Origin of the sequence: Lysinibacillus sp. 1 U-2021, assembly GCF_029916965.1 — a bacterium.
Taxonomy (GTDB): domain Bacteria; phylum Bacillota; class Bacilli; order Bacillales_A; family Planococcaceae; genus Lysinibacillus; species Lysinibacillus capsici.
On record NZ_CP123966.1, the window covers coordinates 3,760,046 to 3,777,119 of the forward strand.

A 17,074-nucleotide genomic window follows, 5' to 3' on the forward strand; every position below is an offset into this window, starting at 1 on the left:
AATACGATGTGTTTTTTATTGCATTAAAACAAACATTTTGTTATTTTAAATATTAAATAGCAAACAAATCATAAATTCGTTTGTTTTATCAAGGAGGGGTTGCAATGGATGTAAATGAATTATTTTGGCAAGCTCCTATCGATGATCTAAAAAAGGGATATATCGATCAAGCGGCACACTTCACCTGCCTACTATGCGGTGAAAAAGTAGAAAAAGGCATTATTTATCCTCAAGAGGGCTTATTATATGAAGCAGAGAAAATGATGCAACATCATATTACATCGGCTCACCATTCTGTTTTTCATTATTTAAACGGTCTCAATAAAAAAATGACAGGCTTAACAGAACATCAAAGTCATATTTTACGCTTATTTTATGAGGGAAAATCAGATCAGGAGATAAAAGAAGAATTAGAGATTGGCAGTGCCACAACGATTCGCCATCACCGTTTTGCTTTGAAAGAAAAGGAACGCCAAGCCAAAACATTGATGGTGATGATGGAGTTACTAAAAGAACAAGATCAGAAGGAGGAACCATTTGTGCCTATTCATAAAACAGCTACTATGGTTGACGATCGCTATAACGTAACCCTCACGGAAGAACAGCAATTATTAGAGAAGCTATTTCCAAACGGTGTTGGCAAGGAACTGGTTCGCTTTCCAAAGCGCGAAAAACAGAAAATTGTAGTGCTGCGTGCAATTGCAAATCTTTTTGACCAAGAAAAGCACTATACTGAAAAAGAATTAAATGAAGTGATTAAACCGATATATGAGGACTATGTTCATATACGTCGTTACTTAATTGAATACGGTTTTCTTGACCGCAAAGCAGATGGCAGTGCCTATTGGGTAAAAAAATAAGAAAGTAGGTTAATAAAAATGGATCATAAAAAAGAGTTAAAAGAAATGTATAAAGAGATGAAAATTGAAGTTGGTGTTTTTACAATGACCAATACACAAACAGGCAAAGTATTTGTGGGGAGCTTTAATAATTTAAAGCGTTTAAATGGCTTTCAATTTATGCTAAAAACCAATACACATACGAACAAGAAGCTTCAGGCAGATTACAATTTATATGGTCAAGAAGCTTTTGACGTAGAAATCGTTGAATATTTAAAGAAAAAAGAAGAAGGCTATTTCGATGAAAAAAAAGAGCTCGAAAAGCTGGAGCAAAAATGGCTTGACACACTAAAGCCTTATGGTGAGCGTGGTTATAATTAGTCATTCGCGCATTTGCCAAAAAGGTAAATGCGCTATTCATTACTTGTTTGATGAGTTGCCAATTAATTGAATTTCCTGCTGTGCTTTCTTCGTTAGTTTATTGAAAACAAGCTCATAGGAATGTTGGATAAGATTCTCTACCAAATCCCTTGGGACATCCTCAGCACCCATATAAATGGAATTCCAATGGGTTTTATTCATATAGTAACCAGGTATAATGCTTGCATAGGCTTCTCGTAATTCCTCCGCTCGAGCAGGCTCACATTTCAATGTAAGAACAGGCTTACCTGTTCTATTTCCCCCAAGCATGGCATACATTTTTCCACCGATATGATAGCGATCTGCTTGCCACTCCTCTTGATAGTCATACGTTGTTCCATGAAGCTGTATACAGTAAGCATGAATTATTTCTTTTTCCATCTTTACAATCCCCGTCCCCTCAAATAAAAACACACGTTCGATTATGGTAAGTATCACCTAAAACGTGTGTAGAGAATAGCATTATTTAGTTGTACCACGATCAAACATCCCAATTACTTCCGTCGTCTGTAAAATATTCACAAACGACTTTGGATCAGTCTCCTTAATCGTGCTTTTCACATCAGCTAGTTGGTAACGCGTAATAACAGTAATTAATACTTTCCGACCCTCGCCTGAATATGCTCCCTTTGCATCGATAATCGTTACCCCACGATGTAGCTTTTCTAATAGTTGCTGTTTGACCTCGTCCCCTTTACTCGTAATAATCATCAGCGTTAATTTAATATGGCTCGTATGAATTGTATCCACTACTTTTCCAGTTGCATAAATGGACACAAGGGTTAACAACGCCGCATCCCAGCTAAAGACAAAGCCAGAAGCAGCCACTACGATTCCATTCATAGCGGCAATTAACGTACCGAGCGGAAAATCACGTTTCCGACTAAGTAGCATAGCAATTATATCAAAGCCCCCTGAGGAGCCAGCTGCTCGAAAAATCATGCCCATTGCAAACCCTACAATAACACCACCAAATAAGGACGCGAGGATTGGCTCTTGTGTCGCTTTGTGTATTGGAATAATATATAAACTCACTGACAACACAGCCACCGAAAGAATGGTGTAGCTAATAAATCGCTTGCCGAGCTTCATCACACCTAAAATCAGTAAAGGCAGGTTAAGCAGTAAATTTAACACGCCTGTATTTAAAGGGGTAATAATCCCAAGCATGATGGCAATACCACTCAACCCACCACTCAAGATTTCATGGGGAATCAATAAATAATTATAGGCAAAGGCCACTAAAATGGAAGAAAGTGTAATTATAATCACATTTCGCATAATACTATCCCCTATCAATCAACGACCAATTTTTGATACATCTTTGTCATAGACTACCCAATTTACGCTCCTGAAAAACCTATCCTCTTACTTTTTCTTCTGTTCTTCCTTTAAAGGCATATTTTGTTTATGTTCCCCTGTATCCGCAACTTTATAGATTCGCTCAAGCATCGGTGGATGTGTATAACGGAACCACTTCACTAAGAGTGGCGGGTTCACTTCACTTAAGCCTGAAATCGTTAGCTTTTGAAATGCTGTTACAGCCGCTTCTCGATCATTCATAAGGCTAATCGCATATTGATCGGCTCTCGTTTCTTGATATCTCGATATAAAATTGGATACTGGATTGGAAGCAAATAGTAAAATAGAAGTAATGAGTAAAAATAATGGATAGGAACGAATGCTACTGATTTTATTAATTTTTAAAACCTGTCCATATCGTGAAATCAGGCGACGCATAATTTTCGCTGTTAGCCATAGCCCTATTAACATTAAGAATAAATAGCCTGCAATGCCAAAATAAATATGCTTTTCTACATAATGTCCCATTTCATGTGCCATGATAAATAAAATTTCATTGTCTGTTAGTCTATTTAATGTAGTATCCCATAGCACAATTCTCGAATTACTCCCAATCCCTGTCACATAAGCGTTTAAGGCATTAGTCTTTTCTGCCATGTTGACCTCATAAACATGCTCTGCAGGAATATTCGCCTGTGTAGCAAGTGTAAGTATCTTTGTTTCTAGCTCTTTATTTTTTAGTGGATAAAAATCATTGTATAAAGGATCAATGACAACAGGCTGAATGAACATCACAAAGATTGTAAAAGGGATGGTTAAAAGCCAAGCATAGAGCCACCATCTTTTTTCGCTCTTTTTAATGAGCCAATAAATCACCGTAACAATAATCAAGCTAGTGCCAAAATTCACCCAAAAATCAATGACACCATCCTTCATCCAAGATGTAAATGCTTGTGTACTAATGCCATAGCTTTTGCTTAGATGATAGCGATAATAATCAAGTGGGAATAGCACAATATAGAGCAATAAAGATAATAGGAATAAGTAACCCGCATTTTGCAATAGCTTCCACTTCGTTTGGGAGGTCGTCACTTTTTCAAAATAACGAGATACGCCCAATAGTAAAATCAAGAAGTAAATAAGCCATTCTAAAGGTGTGGCTACAAAGAATACAAAGTTCCTTATTTTTGAATATTCACCACTTAAAAAAAGCTCCTTGCCAGACATAAACATCACTGGATCTGCCGCCGTTCCTTGTAAGGCACTTGGTATTTTACCACCACCGCTGTGGAATATATACCAGTACATACAAAGCACATAAACACCGAAAAGTAGCAGTGTAACAATGCCCATTTTTTTTGCTATGTTATTTCCCCCTCATATCACCCAAAGTTCGTCCTATAGTAAGTGTAAGCGAAATTATCAAAGTTAGAACAAACATGGACCTACTTTTTTAATCTCTCTGTTGCCAAAGAAAAATTTCGCCTCATTTCTATATGAGGCGAAATCATTATCGTCCTATTCATTTATCCATAACAAATGCCGTTTTACCACGTTGATCCCCGCTTAGATAGCCAGTGGATAATAGCTGCTCATACCATTGCCTTTCTATAGTAGCTGCTTGAGCCGCATCATCTACCTTCGTAGAAAGTTCAACCATAATGTCTCCTTTGTACTGCCATACCTCTATATCCGCTTCATGTCCTAAAAAGCTTCCTTTAAAGGTCGTAGCATTAGCAGGCCCATATACCACAACTTGAGACAACGTATTTTTATACCATGCTTCGGAATTCCAATTGACAATTTTCTTTGGCGCATTTTCAAGAATGAGTTTTTTCGCAACATTTGTAGCAACCGAATCATAAGAGACCTCAGCAGAAGTCTTCAAGGATTCCTTTCGGCTTATCGTAAATGTACGATGATCTCCCTTAATATCTAGCTCAAACTTATAATTTGACTCAGAACCAGTAAAACCATGATTCATTGTTTCTGCCATTGCTTCACTTAAAGGTGTGTTTAAAAAACGCTTTTTGTAGGTTACATCCATTTTATTACTACCCTTATATACACGTAAGCGGTGTATATAGTCATCACGTAGAAACGATTGGTCAAGTGTATCATAAAAATAAACTTTTACGTCATTCTTTTTAGTTGCTTGAAAAGCCTGGAGAATAATTGATTCATTAAAAATCTCAGGTTTAATATTGAATTTAATTTCATGGCCTGGCTCAATGGCTGCTTTCGCTTGTGTTGTATTCACACTAATCATACTAATCACTATCAAGCCCACGACACACAGATAAAATGCCCATGTTTTTAATTTAGTCACGCTTTAATTCCTCCTTCAGAAATGTTGTGGTTAAATTTGTATGTGTACTGTGAAAATAGATCGTTTGTCGTGCACGAAGTCTCTGCGACAGTGCCACTAAATCCCAATAGTCTGGATGTGTTTTATAGAAGAACTCCTCAGAGAAATGCTTTAAACCAGCTGGATTGTAAGCATGACGAGAATAGCCTGTATGAACAAAAATTGCCGTCGGATAATCCTTTGCAAGCTCCTCCACTTGAGCCTCATCCTGTTCTGAGACAAAATACAGTACATGGTCACTGTCCTGTTTTTGCTTGAGTCGTTCTAAAAGCATCACTTTATTTGGCCAAATATTTTCATGTTCTTTATCATAATGCGCCAATAAAGGTTGTAGCTTGGCATCTACCCTAATCGCTCGAGTTGTATGTTCGGAAAGATACGTCATAATATCGACTGTTTTGCCCGAAAAAGAGGAGGGGAATATAAATGAATGATTGGGATGAGCCTTTACATACATAGCCATCTGCTGTAACACCTCAAGATTTCGAATGCATTTTTCCGCATGTCCACTATCAATAAACGCTACATCATAAACCGTTCCATCCTCCTCTGGCAAGGTCGCCTTTAATAAATACGAATCGACTACATAATCACCAGAGAAAAAAATCATTTCATCAAAAAAACGAATTTTGTACCACACGCTTCCAATTAAATGCCCACTATATCCCCATTGAAAGGCAAGATATTCATTGACCTCTATCCATTTTCCAATCGTATCTGGATAGAAAGTTTGGACTTGTGGGATAAGCAGTGGAAGCTGCTGAGCAGTTGTATGACTCATTAGTATCGGTCCCGTATAGCCCATGTTCTGTAGTATTGGCAATGCCCCTACATGATCAATATGCGAATGAGAAATAAAGACAGCAGCTAGCTTTTCAATATGATTAGATGTCATATTTGGTGGCGTTTTTTGTGTATTTTTCATAATGCCACAATCCAATAAAATGGCCTGCGTCTGATTTTCAATATAAAAACAATTGCGCCCATATTCGCCTACACCACCTAAAATTTCAACACTAAGCATTGGCCTGCCCTCCTCGTTTTTGTAGCCAACCCAATAGGAACATAAAAATAACAGTTATAAGGACGGTTATAACAGCTACTGCCATTCCAACCCCTACATTGCCTTGCTCAAATTGGCTATAGATAAAGGTTGCCCCTGTCTCTACGGATGGTGGCAAAATTAAAAGGCCAGCTACAAGCTCTCGCATTGAAATAATAAAAGTCATCATCATTCCTGTTAAAATACCCTGCATCAAAAGTGGTAGGATGATGCGACGATAAACCGCAATGTTACTACGTCCAAAAATAGCAGCTGATTGAAAAATAGAGGCATCTAATTGTGAAAACGAAGACTTTATATACTGCACCGAATAAGGTAAAAACAGTACACAGTATGTGACTACTACCATTGCCTTTGTGTTATAAATTGTTGCAGGAAGCCAGGGAGCATTCCAAAACATAATTAAACCTACAACAAAGACAATCCCCGGAATAATATTAGGCATTAAACTAAAGAAGTCTAATATTTGCTGCTTTCTGGTTTCTCCTTTTTTAATATAAAGAGCGATGAATAAACCTATTATGGCGGTTATCAAGGCCGTCATGATAGAAAAAACAATGCTATTTAAAAATGCTGTCAATCCTGCACTTCCACTAGTGAAGACCTCTTGATAAGAAGCCAAACTGAAATTCCCTGCCTGTAAACCATCTCCCCGTACCTTTTGCAAAGAGGTCACGATAATAGAGAAATAAGGAATGCCGATAGATAGCAATAAAACAAGCCCTACAAAAGTCCACGAAGCTGTTCTTATATACCACTTGTCCTTGATCTCACGTCTAGCAGGTGTTTTTCCTGATAGCACACCATATGTATATTTGCGTCCAATGAGATTTTGGAAATACCAAATGACTAAGCAAACTGACAATAAGAATAAGGATAGCGAGGTTGCCATGCGAATATCAACTGGCCATCTTGATAAATAGGAATGAATTTCGGTTGTAAACACTTGAAACCCAATCCGACTGCCGAATGTAGCTGGCGTTCCAAATTCAGCAAGCGTCTTAATAAAAATAAGGAGACTTCCCAAAACATAGCTCGAAAGCAAAAGAGGTAACACAACCTTTAGCCAATTTTGCGAAGAACTTCGCCCAAAAATCAGCGCTGCATCTAAAAATGAGCCATTTATGCGAAGCAATGTATTTTTCAGCATTAAATACAAAAATGGAAACAGGTGTAGGCTCATGATCACTACCATGCCAAATAAGGAAAAGAAGGAATCTGTCATCCAAGCAGCACTTGGAATAAGCTGCTGTAAAAAACCATTGTGCTGCATAAACAAAATCCAGCCCATTGAACCAATATAGGGAGGTGTCATAAATGGAATCGTTAACACTATATCGAGCCATTCATATTGATATAAACTTGTTTTCGTGCGAATGAGAGCCATAGGTAATGCGATAATTGTTGTCCCAATAATCACGAAAACTCCTAAAATCATCGAATTTCCAAGTATTTTCCATATTCTATCGTGTGCAAACATTCGACTAAACTGTGATATATCAACATGTCCCTCTTTTATAAAGGTATAAAATAAAATGGCCATCAACGGTGCGATAGCAAATATGATGACAATTGTCAGTAAAAATCCAAAAGCTCGTCTTCCTTCCATTATCATGACGATGTCAACCCTTCTCTATGAAAACTAGAAGGAGGTATATCAACCTCCCTTTATTTAGCGAATTAAATCCGTAAACTTTGTTAGTACTTCCAGCTGTTTCGCTTCCGCACCCATCCAATCAACTGTTAACTGTGGAATGTCATCTAATGCTGCACGATTTTTCACAGCAATATCTTTATTCCCTGGTAATAAGTAAGCATCTGCTACTAGCTTTTGCCCTTCATCTGACAATAAAAAATCAACATAGGCTTGTGCAGATTCTACATGTTGTGCATCCTTTAAAATACCCACTGCTCTTGGACTAACTACTGTCCCACTCGTCGGATAGATAATTTCCACTGGCTCACCGTCTGCTTTTGCTTTATAAGCCATATAATCTACACCTGCAATCGTGGCATTTTTCTCGCCTGTAATAACCGCATCCAAGGCTTCTTTATTCGCACCATTGACTTGTAAGCCATTTTTCTTCCAACTATCAATCGTACTCCAAGCTGTTTTTTCTGCTGCTGTGTAGCCAAATAAGAAATCAACAGCAGAGCCTGACAGACTTGGATCTGGTATATTCATTTTATTTTGCCAATCAGCTTTTGCTAAATCAGACCAATCCGTAGGCGCCTGTGTCGTATTTTTCGTATTATAGGCAATACCTAAAGCAGAGGCACTGTAGCCATAAAAATATCCATCTTGATCCGACCAATCACTGTTAATTTTGTCCTTGTTTTTAGCCGCTTCGTAGCTTTGCAATTGATCTGTTGCTTTTAACCCATCCATTGAGGCAACAGAGGCAAGCACAACAATGTCAGCTACAGGATTATTTTTTTCCGCTTCTAAACGAGAGAGAATTTTACCCGTAGTTCCTTGAAACATTTCCACTTTAATCCCTGTTTTTTCTTCAAATGCTTGCTGAATATTTGCAGCTAAACCATCTGGCCCAGCAGAATACACTGTCAGAACTTTCTCCTCCTGTGACTTTGCACTTGCTTCATTCGTCTCTTTTGCCTCTTTATTACCACAGCCAGCTAATGCTAAGGCCAATAAAATGCCAGCAGTTGCCCATAATTTAAAATGTCGTTTCTTCAATGTAAACCCTCCAATTGATAGATTTGTTTTTCATCAATAAAAACTTGCAATCTTTCTCCATGCTCTAATGGCTGCTTTTCATAAAAGCTCCAATACTGTCCTTCTACCTGTGCTTGTACGAGATAACGATCGCCAACAAATGTACTTTTCACAATCTGCGCTTGTTTGGCAATCGTACCAGGACGCGATATTCTCGAAACACCCTCAGGTCGCACAATTGATTGTCGATTGTGAAGCCAATTCACTTTGCCAATAAAATCTGCCACATAGGGCGTTGCTGGTGCACGATAAATTTCCTCAGGCGAGCCAATTTGAGCAATCCTCCCTGCCTCCATAACGATAATTTGATCAGACATTGTCATGGCCTCTGTTTGATCATGTGTTACGAAAATGGCTTGGCAATTAAGCTCATGAATGAGGTGCATGATTTCATCTTGCATTTGCTCTCTTAAAACAGCATCGAGAGCGGATAAAGGTTCATCAAATAAAATTAATTGCGGTTTGGTCGCTAAAGCTCTAGCTAATGCCACTCGCTGCTGTTGTCCACCCGATAATTCACCTGGCTTCCGTTTCTCATAGCCTTGCATTTTTACCAATCGCATCACATGCTCGACTCGTTCAGGAATAGCTGATTTAGGAATAATGCCCTTTAAGCCAAAGGCAATATTTTGGAAGATGGTCATATGTGGCCATAGAGCAAAATCTTGAAAAACCATGGCAATATTACGCTTATTTGGCTTGACATTTTTACGAGACACCGAAGAATAAATGAGGGTGTCATCAAATCGTATTTCTCCTTTTGATGGCTGTTCAAGGCCAGCTATCAACTTTAATAAGGTTGTTTTGCCACAGCCTGATTGTCCGAGAATCGTAATAAATTGCTGATCTAACTCCACATCAATCGGCCACAATGCTTGAGACTGCCCATATTTTTTCTCGATATTTTTTAATGAGATTTTCATAAGTATCCTCCTCGTTACTTACAACTATAAATTCCAGATATTTAGAAAATATTAATCTACTATTAATAACACGTTAAAAAAAATCTAATAAACTAAAGCAAATACAAGATTTTTTCTAATTTCCTTTAGGAGGATAAAATGAACAATAGTAAATTACAGGCATTTTGCTTACTTGTAGAATTAAAAAAATTAGCCCCTGTCGCCAAAGCACTTGGCATTACAGCCCCCACCGTATCCTTTCATATTCGCTCTATAGAGGAGGAATACGGTATTCATTTATTTCGAACAAATGCTGGAGGATACCGTTTAACAGAAGCGGGCGAAGGTGTGTATCATTACGCTCGTCAAATGGTTCAACTTCAAAAGGATATGGATCGTTTTATTGAAAATCTTTTAGCAGGCCATATCGGTTCATTACGACTAGGGGCGAGTGGCTTACCTGCCCATATTTTTATGGCAGATTTAATTCATCAAGTTTCAACGACCTATCCTGAGATTCGCATTTCATTAGAAGTAAAAACAGCACCTGAAATTGAAAAAAAGGTAGCACTACAAGAATTAGATTTTGGGCTCATCATGGAGACTAAGCAGGAAAATCCTTTACTTCATTACGAAACAATCGGTGAAGATGCACTTGTATTGGCATTCAGCCCATCTCACGAGCTAGCAGCTCAAAAAGACATCACCAAAGAAGATATTCTTAAATACAAGCTATTGTTGCATACATCCTCTAGCTCCACGAATCACTTCATTGAAAAGTGGATGGACCCATTTCAGCCTTCTATTTACACAATTGAGCTGGATTCTGTGAGCACGATTAAAAAGATGCTGACCTTTGGCAAAAACTTGGCGTTTCTATCTGTTTCCTTAATAGAAGAAGAATTAAAATCAGGTGTACTGCTGAAGAAAGATCTACATGATGTAACACTAAATAGAAAAATTCAATTGATTTATCCGAAAACGCGCTTAGATCATAAAATGGATGAATTTGTCAAAATGTCGGTTTATGAAATAGCAAAGCAATTAAAAATGTCTTCTACGATGACATAATTCCACATACAGTCGTAATAACATGGAATGGGAAGATATTTTTATGAAAGGAGGGTTGTCCTTGCTAACCAAGCTGTTGACAAAAGATTGTATACAGCTTGCAAACTTTGTCCGATCATGGCAAGAAGCAATTCATTTAGCGGCTAGCCCATTAGTACAACAACACAAAATTGAACAGCACTATGTCGAAGCCATGATTCGATCGATTGAACACTATGGTCCTTATGTTGTCATCACACCTAAAGTAGCCATTCCTCATGCACGGCCATCTGATGGGGTTCTTGAACTAGCCATAAGCTTGCTACGATTACAAAAGCCTGTTTTTTTTAGCCCTAATCAGCCTGTCTACCTACTGATTGTGCTAGCTGCCATTGACAATGCTTCACATCTACAGGTGTTGGCTGATTTGGCATTAGTCTTACAAGAACCCGATCAGATTGATGACCTAATCGCCTGTCAACATGCGGACATGATATGGGAGAAAATCAAACAATATACGACAAAGGAGTCAACAGAATGAAAATTTTAGTCGTGTGTGGAAGCGGTTTAGGAAGTAGCTTTATTTTAGAATTGAATGTTAAAAAAGCATTAGAAGTATTGGGGAAAGATGCAGAGGTAACGCATACAGATTTAGCGTCTGCCAAGGCGGAGAAAGCAGATATTTATTTAGGGGCAGCAGATATCGTGAATGAATTAGCGAAAGACAAAGGAATCATTGTGAGCATCGTAAATATGATGAGTATTTCAGAAATAAAAGAAAAGCTTGAACCGTTGCTTTAAGCATTAAAAATTTGGATAGGATGAGGTGTTGGTATGTTAGATGTTATCATGCATGACATTTTAGGAACACCAGCTATATTAGTCGGCCTATTCGCTTTTATTGGTTTACTTATTCAAAAAAAATCAAGTTCCACTGTTCTGTCAGGTACTTTAAAAACGATAATGGGCTTTGTCATCCTCGGAGCTGGTGCCACTGTCTTAATTGGCTCTTTAGATCATTTTAGTAAAATGTTCGATCATGCCTTTCAAGTACAGGGAGTCATTCCCAACAATGAGGCCATCGTGGCAGCTGCTCAGACTAATTTTGGTACAGCTACTGCACTAATCATGGTATTTGGTATGATTATGAATCTACTATTTGCGCGATTTACGCCATTAAAATATATCTTTTTAACTGGACATCATACATTATTTATGGCTTGTTTAATCGCCGCTTCATTATCAGTTGGAGGGATGAGTGGTACACCTCTTATTCTTGTTGGGTCTATCATTCTTGGACTTTGTATGGTCGTGTTCCCTGCCATTTTACAGCCGACAGTTCGACAAATAACAGGGAGTGATGACTTTGCTGTTGGTCACTTTGGCAGTGTTGGCTATTATGTTTCTGCAAAGATTGGTAAGCTCTTCGGTAATAAAATGAAATCCACAGAAGATATACAGGTTCCGAAAGCATTAGGCTTTTTACGAGATACCTCAGTTGCTATTTCTTTAACAATGAGTGTGTTCTTTGTAATTGTTGCCCTTTTTGCTGGCCCTTCCTATATTGAGTCACAATTATCAGCTGGCTCAAATTTTATTATTTTCGCTATTATGCAAGCGATTACATTCGCAGCGGGTGTTTATATTATTTTAGCAGGTGTACGGATGTTAATTGCTGAAATTATTCCAGCCTTCAAAGGCATTGCAGATAAGCTTGTACCAAATACAAAACCAGCACTTGATTGCCCAACCATCTTTCCTTTTGCACCAAATGCCGTTATTATTGGTTTCATTTTTAGTTTTATAGCAGGGCTGGTTTCCATGTTTATACTCCCCTTCATCGGACTAAAAGTCATCGTGCCAGGTCTTGTTCCACATTTCTTCACAGGTGCTGCGGCGGGTGTCTTTGGAAATGCTACTGGCGGTAGAATTGGTGCGATGTCCGGAGCCTTTGCCAATGGTTTATTAATTAGCTTTATTCCAGCCATACTCCTTATCTTTATGGGGGATATTGGTTATGAAGGTACAACCTTCGGAGATTCAGACTTTGGTGTAATCGGCATTATTATTATTAATTTATTAAAATTATTCGGCGCTGTTTAGAACATATAAAGCCTGACGCTATTTGCGTTAGGCTTTATAGTGCTGTACATACAAGAAGTGCTACGAAAACTTTTATAAATCAATTACTTTATTAGTAATCTAGCTTTATATTATTAACTTATTATGTATATAGAAATGATTCATTATTCTTAGACATCCTAAAATTTTTTTGCAAGGATGTCTGACATCAGACTAAAAATATTAAGTTTTTGCCGATATATATTTTATACACAACAGGAGGTACACAAAATTTGAAGAAATTATTCACTAGTTTTCTTTTGATCACTCTGTTGATAGCAGGCTGTTCCTCAGCACCGACAGAAACATCAACTGAAGGATATAAGATAGGCATTTTACTATCAGATGCAGGACTAGGCGATGAATCATTTAATGATTCCGCTTTTAAAGGCTTAGAAAAAGCACGCGATGAGCTAGGCATTTTGTTTGATTACAAAGAGGCTCCTGATGGTAAATACGAGGAAAAGCTGAATGAACTTGTAGCAGAAAAATATGATATCATCATTGGTCTCGGGTTCTCTGTACAAGAAGCACTAGAAAAGACTGCAAAACAAAATCCCTCTCAGCAATTTATACTGATTGACGGGCAATCTGATATTAACAACATCATTTCGATTACCTTTAAAGAACAAGAAGGTAGCTTTTTAGTTGGCATGATTGCCGCTATGACAAGTAAAACAGGAAAAGTTGGCTTTATTGGTGGAGCAGATGCTCCTGTTATCCATCACTTTGAAAATGGTTTTATCGAAGGGGCACGTTATGTACAGCCATCGATTGAAATTATGAGTGACTATGCTGGTACCTTTGACGATACCCAGGCTGGTGCAGCAATAGCAGAAAGGTATATCAAAAATAACGTTGATTTTATTTACCATGCAGCAGGCTTTACTGGCTTTGGGGCGATAAAAAAGGCAGAGGAAATGGGGATCTATGCAGCAGGTGTTGATATCGATCAGTTTTTTGTTGCCGAAAAAACAGTTGTCACATCCATGCTTAAAAATGTTGATCTAGCCGTCTATCAACTCGCTAAGACATTAGTAGAAAATGAAAAAATTTCCAAAAAATCCTTTGCATTAGGTTTAGCGGATCAGGGTGTGGGACTAGCAGATATTCGTGTAATTCAACTGACAGCTGAGCAACAGACTGCTATCGAAAAAGCCAAAGAAGCCATTATTTCAGGTACGATAAAAGTTACTGCGGAAAAGAGGAATGACCAGTGACACTACGTAAGAAATTATTTATGAACACATTGATTCCAATCGTATTGGCTATGGCTATGATTGGCTTTATTATCCTACAAACATTCACGATCCAAACAACAGCACAGGATGATACGAAACTTTTACTTACAGTGAAAGAACTAGAGCAAAGTTTAGTTGTTGCCAGCCAATCTTTAAATAATTTTACCTACCTGGATAGTGAAGCCAATAAAAACGAAGCGCTCGCTATTTTACAAGAAACAAAAGGTAATTTAGAGGCATTAGCCTCTCTAACGAGAATACCTGAACATCAGACAATCGTCGAAAAAATAGCTAGTAAATTTGAAAATCTAGAAAAGGCGACTGAAAGCGGGTTTCAAGAAAACAATCGCTCTGAAATTAAAAAGCAGTCCATCAGAATTAAAGGAATTTTAAACGATATGTATTTGCTCAAAAAAGAAACGAACGAATGGTATCAAGAAATGATCCAATTAACGAAGCAAAAAATAGGTTTCATTACAACCTCTACCATCATAGGTAGTGTGCTATTAATTATTGCTACGATACTTTATTCCTATGTAGCTGCGAAAAGAATTACCAAACCCATTAATCAGATTGTAGATTGCGCACAGGCTGCAGCAACAGGAAACTTAACAATGGATACTTCTACCCTTTCCTATCAAGCAAACAGTCGATATGAGATTGATCAATTAACAAAAAGCTTTGCAGACATGATGAATAATTTAAAAAGTACTGTACAATCCATTGATACTATTGGAAAGGATGTTAATTTGTTTACACAAGAAGTGACGAGCCATATGAACAATATTCATGAAAGTAGTAATCAAGTCGCTACCTCAACCGACGAATTAGCAAAAGGCAGCTATACGATGTCAGAAGACATTCAATCAGTGGCACTCCAAATGAATAATATGGCAGATCAATTTAGGGATGTAATGCGTACAAGTGAGCAATCGGCTGACACTGGTAAACAAGCTCTGGAGGCTGTTCAAAATGGTCAATATTCATTAGAAAAACAATCTTCCATTGCAAAGGATATATCAACCACATCACTTGATATTAAGGAAGCTGTAGCTCAATTTTCTCAATTCACTTCGGAAATTGAAGGCGCAGCCAATGCTGTCCATACGATTGCTAGCCAAACAAATTTATTAGCCCTAAATGCTGCTATCGAGGCTGCAAGAGCTGGAGAAGCAGGCAAAGGGTTTGCCATTGTTGCCGAGGAGGTTAAAAAGCTCTCTTCTGAAACGGAGAATGCTACGAATTTAATCACTTCAATGGTCTCGCATATTCAAGATGGCATTACGCACATCCTTACTACGGCTGAACGAGGTTATCTGCTGTCAAATGAGCAATCTCAATCCATGGTAGAGACAGAACAATCATTCTCTGTTATTACCATGCACATAACAAATATCCATCGCGATTTACAAAACCTCACAAGAGAAATGGCACAAACGAATCAAATGAGCCAGCAAGTAAATAGTACCATTGAAAATATTTCTGCTATTACAGAAGAAACGGCTGCTGGCACAGAAGAAATATCGGCATCAACGCAAGAACAGCTACTTTCCTTCCAAAAAATTAGTGCTAAGATAGACGATCTTGAAGCTATGACTAATACGTTGATGAATGAGCTCAAAAAATTCACCCTATAGTGATTCGATTCATTACCGCAAAAAATCCAGTGAAATGATTTACTGGATTTTTTCTTAGGGTTGAAAAACAAAACAGTCAATTTAAAGGTAGAAATGGTTTTCCGTTGCAGGCTACTTGCTTTCTTTTGGGCGAGCGCCGAGCCGTTTTTCTCCGCTACCGCTCCGATTAGTGGCTCCCCTGTTTCGCTATCACAAGGGAGTCAAGTAGCCTTCCATTTGAACCTCCAAAAGTGTTACCTTTTTCGCGAAGGTTCTCTACTCTTTATGAAGAGGTGTTGTCACTCATCGCTTCTCCACGTTGAATTGAAAATATGAGCTTATCCCCTCTAAGAATACAGATAATAGGCTATTTGATCGCTATGCTACTAGTTGATTGGATTGGAGCCAGCGTCACGCCTAGGGGATTTAGCGTCACAGGTGAGACCCTGGAGCGAACGCAAGTGAGTGAAGCGGCTCATCAGACGCCCCCTGGAAAGGACGCTGGCGGAACGGAAATCAACCTCTCACCTTGCAAAGTTCCTTTTTCTACCTTTGACATCATCTTTTTCAACAACAAGAAGAAATCCAGTGAAATGATTCACTGGATTTCTTCTTTTATTATAAAGTTAAACCGCCATCTACTAACACAATAGAGCCTGTCATATAGCTTGCTTTGTCCGATGCTAGGAACACAACCATTTCTGCTAATTCCTCTGGTTTTGCATAGCGTCCCATTCTCATATTTGGAATCTCCTCTGGCACATAGCCACCTGTTTCAAACATCGCAGTTACACTGTTTGTTAATGCCGTTTCTACTCCCCCTGGACAGATACCATTGATCCGAATACCTTTTTTTACATACTCCAAAGAAGCTGATTTTGTTAAACCCACTACTGCATGCTTACTTGCAGAATAGACAGCCATACTGTGCTCACTGCGAACTCCTGCTGTAGAAGCTGTATTTATAATTGAACCGCTTCCTTGTCCCTCCATTACTTTTAAAACATATTTTAAGCCAAGGAATACACCCTTCACATTGATCGACATAATACGGTCATATTCTGCATCTTCAATCTCTGTTAGTGGAGAAATTTTCTGAATAACCCCAGCATTATTGAAAAATACATCAATACGTCCGTACGTATCAACAGCAGTATTGACATATTTCTGAACGTCTTCACTTTTTGAAACGTCTGCCTGAACGAAAATACCTTCCCCGCCTTGTTCTCTAATCAAGCTTACTGTTTCTTCCCCTGTTTCTTTGTTGAAATCCACTACTACCACTTTTGCACCATTGCTAGCAAGTTTCAAGCTGCTAGCTCTTCCAATTCCGCTTCCTGCGCCTGTTACAACTGCAATTTTATTCAAAAGATCCATCTTCTATTCCTCCCTAACATTTTAAAGTCACTGTCTAT

The 17,074-nt window shown here is 38.2% G+C and carries 17 protein-coding genes; 8 read left to right on the forward strand and 9 right to left on the reverse strand.

What is annotated here, in order from left to right:
• Positions 1-104 precede the first annotated feature (104 nt).
• A complete protein-coding gene (locus QH639_RS19795; RefSeq protein ID WP_281115109.1) occupies positions 105-860 on the forward strand; it encodes a DUF2087 domain-containing protein in 756 nt (251 codons plus the stop codon).
• 18 nt (positions 861-878) lie between these two features.
• A complete protein-coding gene (locus tag QH639_RS19800; protein ID WP_281115110.1) occupies positions 879-1,220 on the forward strand; it encodes a GIY-YIG nuclease family protein in 342 nt (113 codons plus the stop codon).
• Positions 1,221-1,259: 39 nt separating this feature from the next.
• Here the strand turns inward: QH639_RS19800 and QH639_RS19805 are convergent, their stop codons facing one another.
• The 8 genes from QH639_RS19805 to QH639_RS19840 all read right to left on the reverse strand — a co-directional run bounded on the left by QH639_RS19805 (position 1,260) and on the right by QH639_RS19840 (position 9,652).
• Entirely contained in the window at positions 1,260-1,640 is a 381-nt protein-coding gene (locus tag QH639_RS19805) for an MmcQ/YjbR family DNA-binding protein (RefSeq protein ID WP_237899948.1), read from the reverse strand.
• 81 nt (positions 1,641-1,721) lie between these two features.
• Entirely contained in the window at positions 1,722-2,540 is an 819-nt protein-coding gene (locus tag QH639_RS19810; RefSeq protein WP_004232517.1) for a YitT family protein, read from the reverse strand.
• Between the two features lie 87 nt (positions 2,541-2,627).
• Entirely contained in the window at positions 2,628-3,926 is a 1,299-nt protein-coding gene (locus QH639_RS19815) for a M48 family metallopeptidase (RefSeq protein WP_281116217.1), read from the reverse strand.
• A gap of 157 nt (positions 3,927-4,083) precedes the next feature.
• On the reverse strand, positions 4,084-4,890 hold the full coding sequence (locus tag QH639_RS19820; RefSeq protein WP_281115111.1) for a hypothetical protein: 807 nt from the start codon (positions 4,888-4,890) through the stop codon (positions 4,084-4,086).
• Positions 4,883-5,953: an MBL fold metallo-hydrolase gene (locus QH639_RS19825; RefSeq protein WP_281115112.1), complete on the reverse strand. Its 1,071-nt coding sequence runs from the start codon at positions 5,951-5,953 to the stop codon at positions 4,883-4,885. Before QH639_RS19825 ends, QH639_RS19820 begins: the two co-directional genes overlap by 8 nt.
• Positions 5,946-7,607: an ABC transporter permease gene (locus QH639_RS19830; RefSeq protein ID WP_131519636.1), complete on the reverse strand. Its 1,662-nt coding sequence runs from the start codon at positions 7,605-7,607 to the stop codon at positions 5,946-5,948. Before QH639_RS19830 ends, QH639_RS19825 begins: the two co-directional genes overlap by 8 nt.
• Positions 7,608-7,664: 57 nt before the next feature.
• A complete protein-coding gene (locus QH639_RS19835; RefSeq protein ID WP_131519635.1) occupies positions 7,665-8,690 on the reverse strand; it encodes an ABC transporter substrate-binding protein in 1,026 nt (341 codons plus the stop codon).
• Positions 8,687-9,652 carry an ABC transporter ATP-binding protein gene (locus QH639_RS19840; protein ID WP_131519634.1) on the reverse strand — a complete coding sequence of 322 codons (966 nt, stop codon included), beginning with the start codon at positions 9,650-9,652 and terminating at the stop codon, positions 8,687-8,689. Before QH639_RS19840 ends, QH639_RS19835 begins: the two co-directional genes overlap by 4 nt.
• 138 nt (positions 9,653-9,790) lie before the next feature.
• On the opposite strand from QH639_RS19840, the gene QH639_RS19845 reads away from it, so the two are divergent.
• From QH639_RS19845 to QH639_RS19870, 6 genes are all read left to right on the forward strand, one after another.
• Positions 9,791-10,702 (forward strand): LysR family transcriptional regulator, encoded by a 912-nt coding sequence (locus tag QH639_RS19845; protein ID WP_131519633.1) that lies wholly within the window; start codon positions 9,791-9,793, stop codon positions 10,700-10,702.
• Positions 10,703-10,763: 61 nt separating this feature from the next.
• Positions 10,764-11,222 carry a PTS sugar transporter subunit IIA gene (locus QH639_RS19850; protein WP_131519632.1) on the forward strand — a complete coding sequence of 153 codons (459 nt, stop codon included), beginning with the start codon at positions 10,764-10,766 and terminating at the stop codon, positions 11,220-11,222.
• The gene (locus QH639_RS19855; RefSeq protein WP_004232490.1) at positions 11,219-11,482 is read left to right on the forward strand and encodes a PTS sugar transporter subunit IIB; all 264 of its coding nucleotides are present in this window, start codon (positions 11,219-11,221) and stop codon (positions 11,480-11,482) included. The genes QH639_RS19850 and QH639_RS19855 overlap by 4 nt, the downstream gene beginning before the upstream one ends.
• A 33-nt stretch (positions 11,483-11,515) precedes the next feature.
• Positions 11,516-12,784, forward strand: a complete 1,269-nt coding sequence (locus QH639_RS19860) for a PTS ascorbate transporter subunit IIC (RefSeq protein ID WP_066037585.1) — start codon at positions 11,516-11,518, stop codon at positions 12,782-12,784.
• A 251-nt stretch (positions 12,785-13,035) separates the two neighbouring features.
• The gene (locus QH639_RS19865) at positions 13,036-14,022 is read left to right on the forward strand and encodes a BMP family lipoprotein (RefSeq protein WP_281115113.1); all 987 of its coding nucleotides are present in this window, start codon (positions 13,036-13,038) and stop codon (positions 14,020-14,022) included.
• Positions 14,019-15,680, forward strand: a complete 1,662-nt coding sequence (locus tag QH639_RS19870) for a methyl-accepting chemotaxis protein (protein ID WP_281115114.1) — start codon at positions 14,019-14,021, stop codon at positions 15,678-15,680. The genes QH639_RS19865 and QH639_RS19870 overlap by 4 nt, the downstream gene beginning before the upstream one ends.
• Before the next feature lie 597 nt (positions 15,681-16,277).
• On the opposite strand, the gene QH639_RS19875 is transcribed toward QH639_RS19870, so the two are convergent.
• Positions 16,278-17,036: an SDR family NAD(P)-dependent oxidoreductase gene (locus tag QH639_RS19875; protein ID WP_103117696.1), complete on the reverse strand. Its 759-nt coding sequence runs from the start codon at positions 17,034-17,036 to the stop codon at positions 16,278-16,280.
• Positions 17,037-17,074 lie beyond the last annotated feature (38 nt).

Coding starts and splice junctions, on each gene's coding strand:
- QH639_RS19795 (WP_281115109.1), top strand. CDS start 105: ATGGATGTAAATGAATTATTTTGGCAAGCTCCTATCGATGATCTAAAA.
- QH639_RS19800 (WP_281115110.1), top strand. CDS start 879: ATGGATCATAAAAAAGAGTTAAAAGAAATGTATAAAGAGATGAAAATT.
- QH639_RS19805 (WP_237899948.1), bottom strand. CDS start 1,640: ATGGAAAAAGAAATAATTCATGCTTACTGTATACAGCTTCATGGAACA.
- QH639_RS19825 (WP_281115112.1), bottom strand. CDS start 5,953: ATGCTTAGTGTTGAAATTTTAGGTGGTGTAGGCGAATATGGGCGCAAT.
- QH639_RS19810 (WP_004232517.1), bottom strand. CDS start 2,540: ATGCGAAATGTGATTATAATTACACTTTCTTCCATTTTAGTGGCCTTT.
- QH639_RS19845 (WP_131519633.1), top strand. CDS start 9,791: ATGAACAATAGTAAATTACAGGCATTTTGCTTACTTGTAGAATTAAAA.
- QH639_RS19875 (WP_103117696.1), bottom strand. CDS start 17,036: ATGGATCTTTTGAATAAAATTGCAGTTGTAACAGGCGCAGGAAGCGGA.
- QH639_RS19840 (WP_131519634.1), bottom strand. CDS start 9,652: ATGAAAATCTCATTAAAAAATATCGAGAAAAAATATGGGCAGTCTCAA.
- QH639_RS19830 (WP_131519636.1), bottom strand. CDS start 7,607: ATGATAATGGAAGGAAGACGAGCTTTTGGATTTTTACTGACAATTGTC.
- QH639_RS19860 (WP_066037585.1), top strand. CDS start 11,516: ATGTTAGATGTTATCATGCATGACATTTTAGGAACACCAGCTATATTA.
- QH639_RS19855 (WP_004232490.1), top strand. CDS start 11,219: ATGAAAATTTTAGTCGTGTGTGGAAGCGGTTTAGGAAGTAGCTTTATT.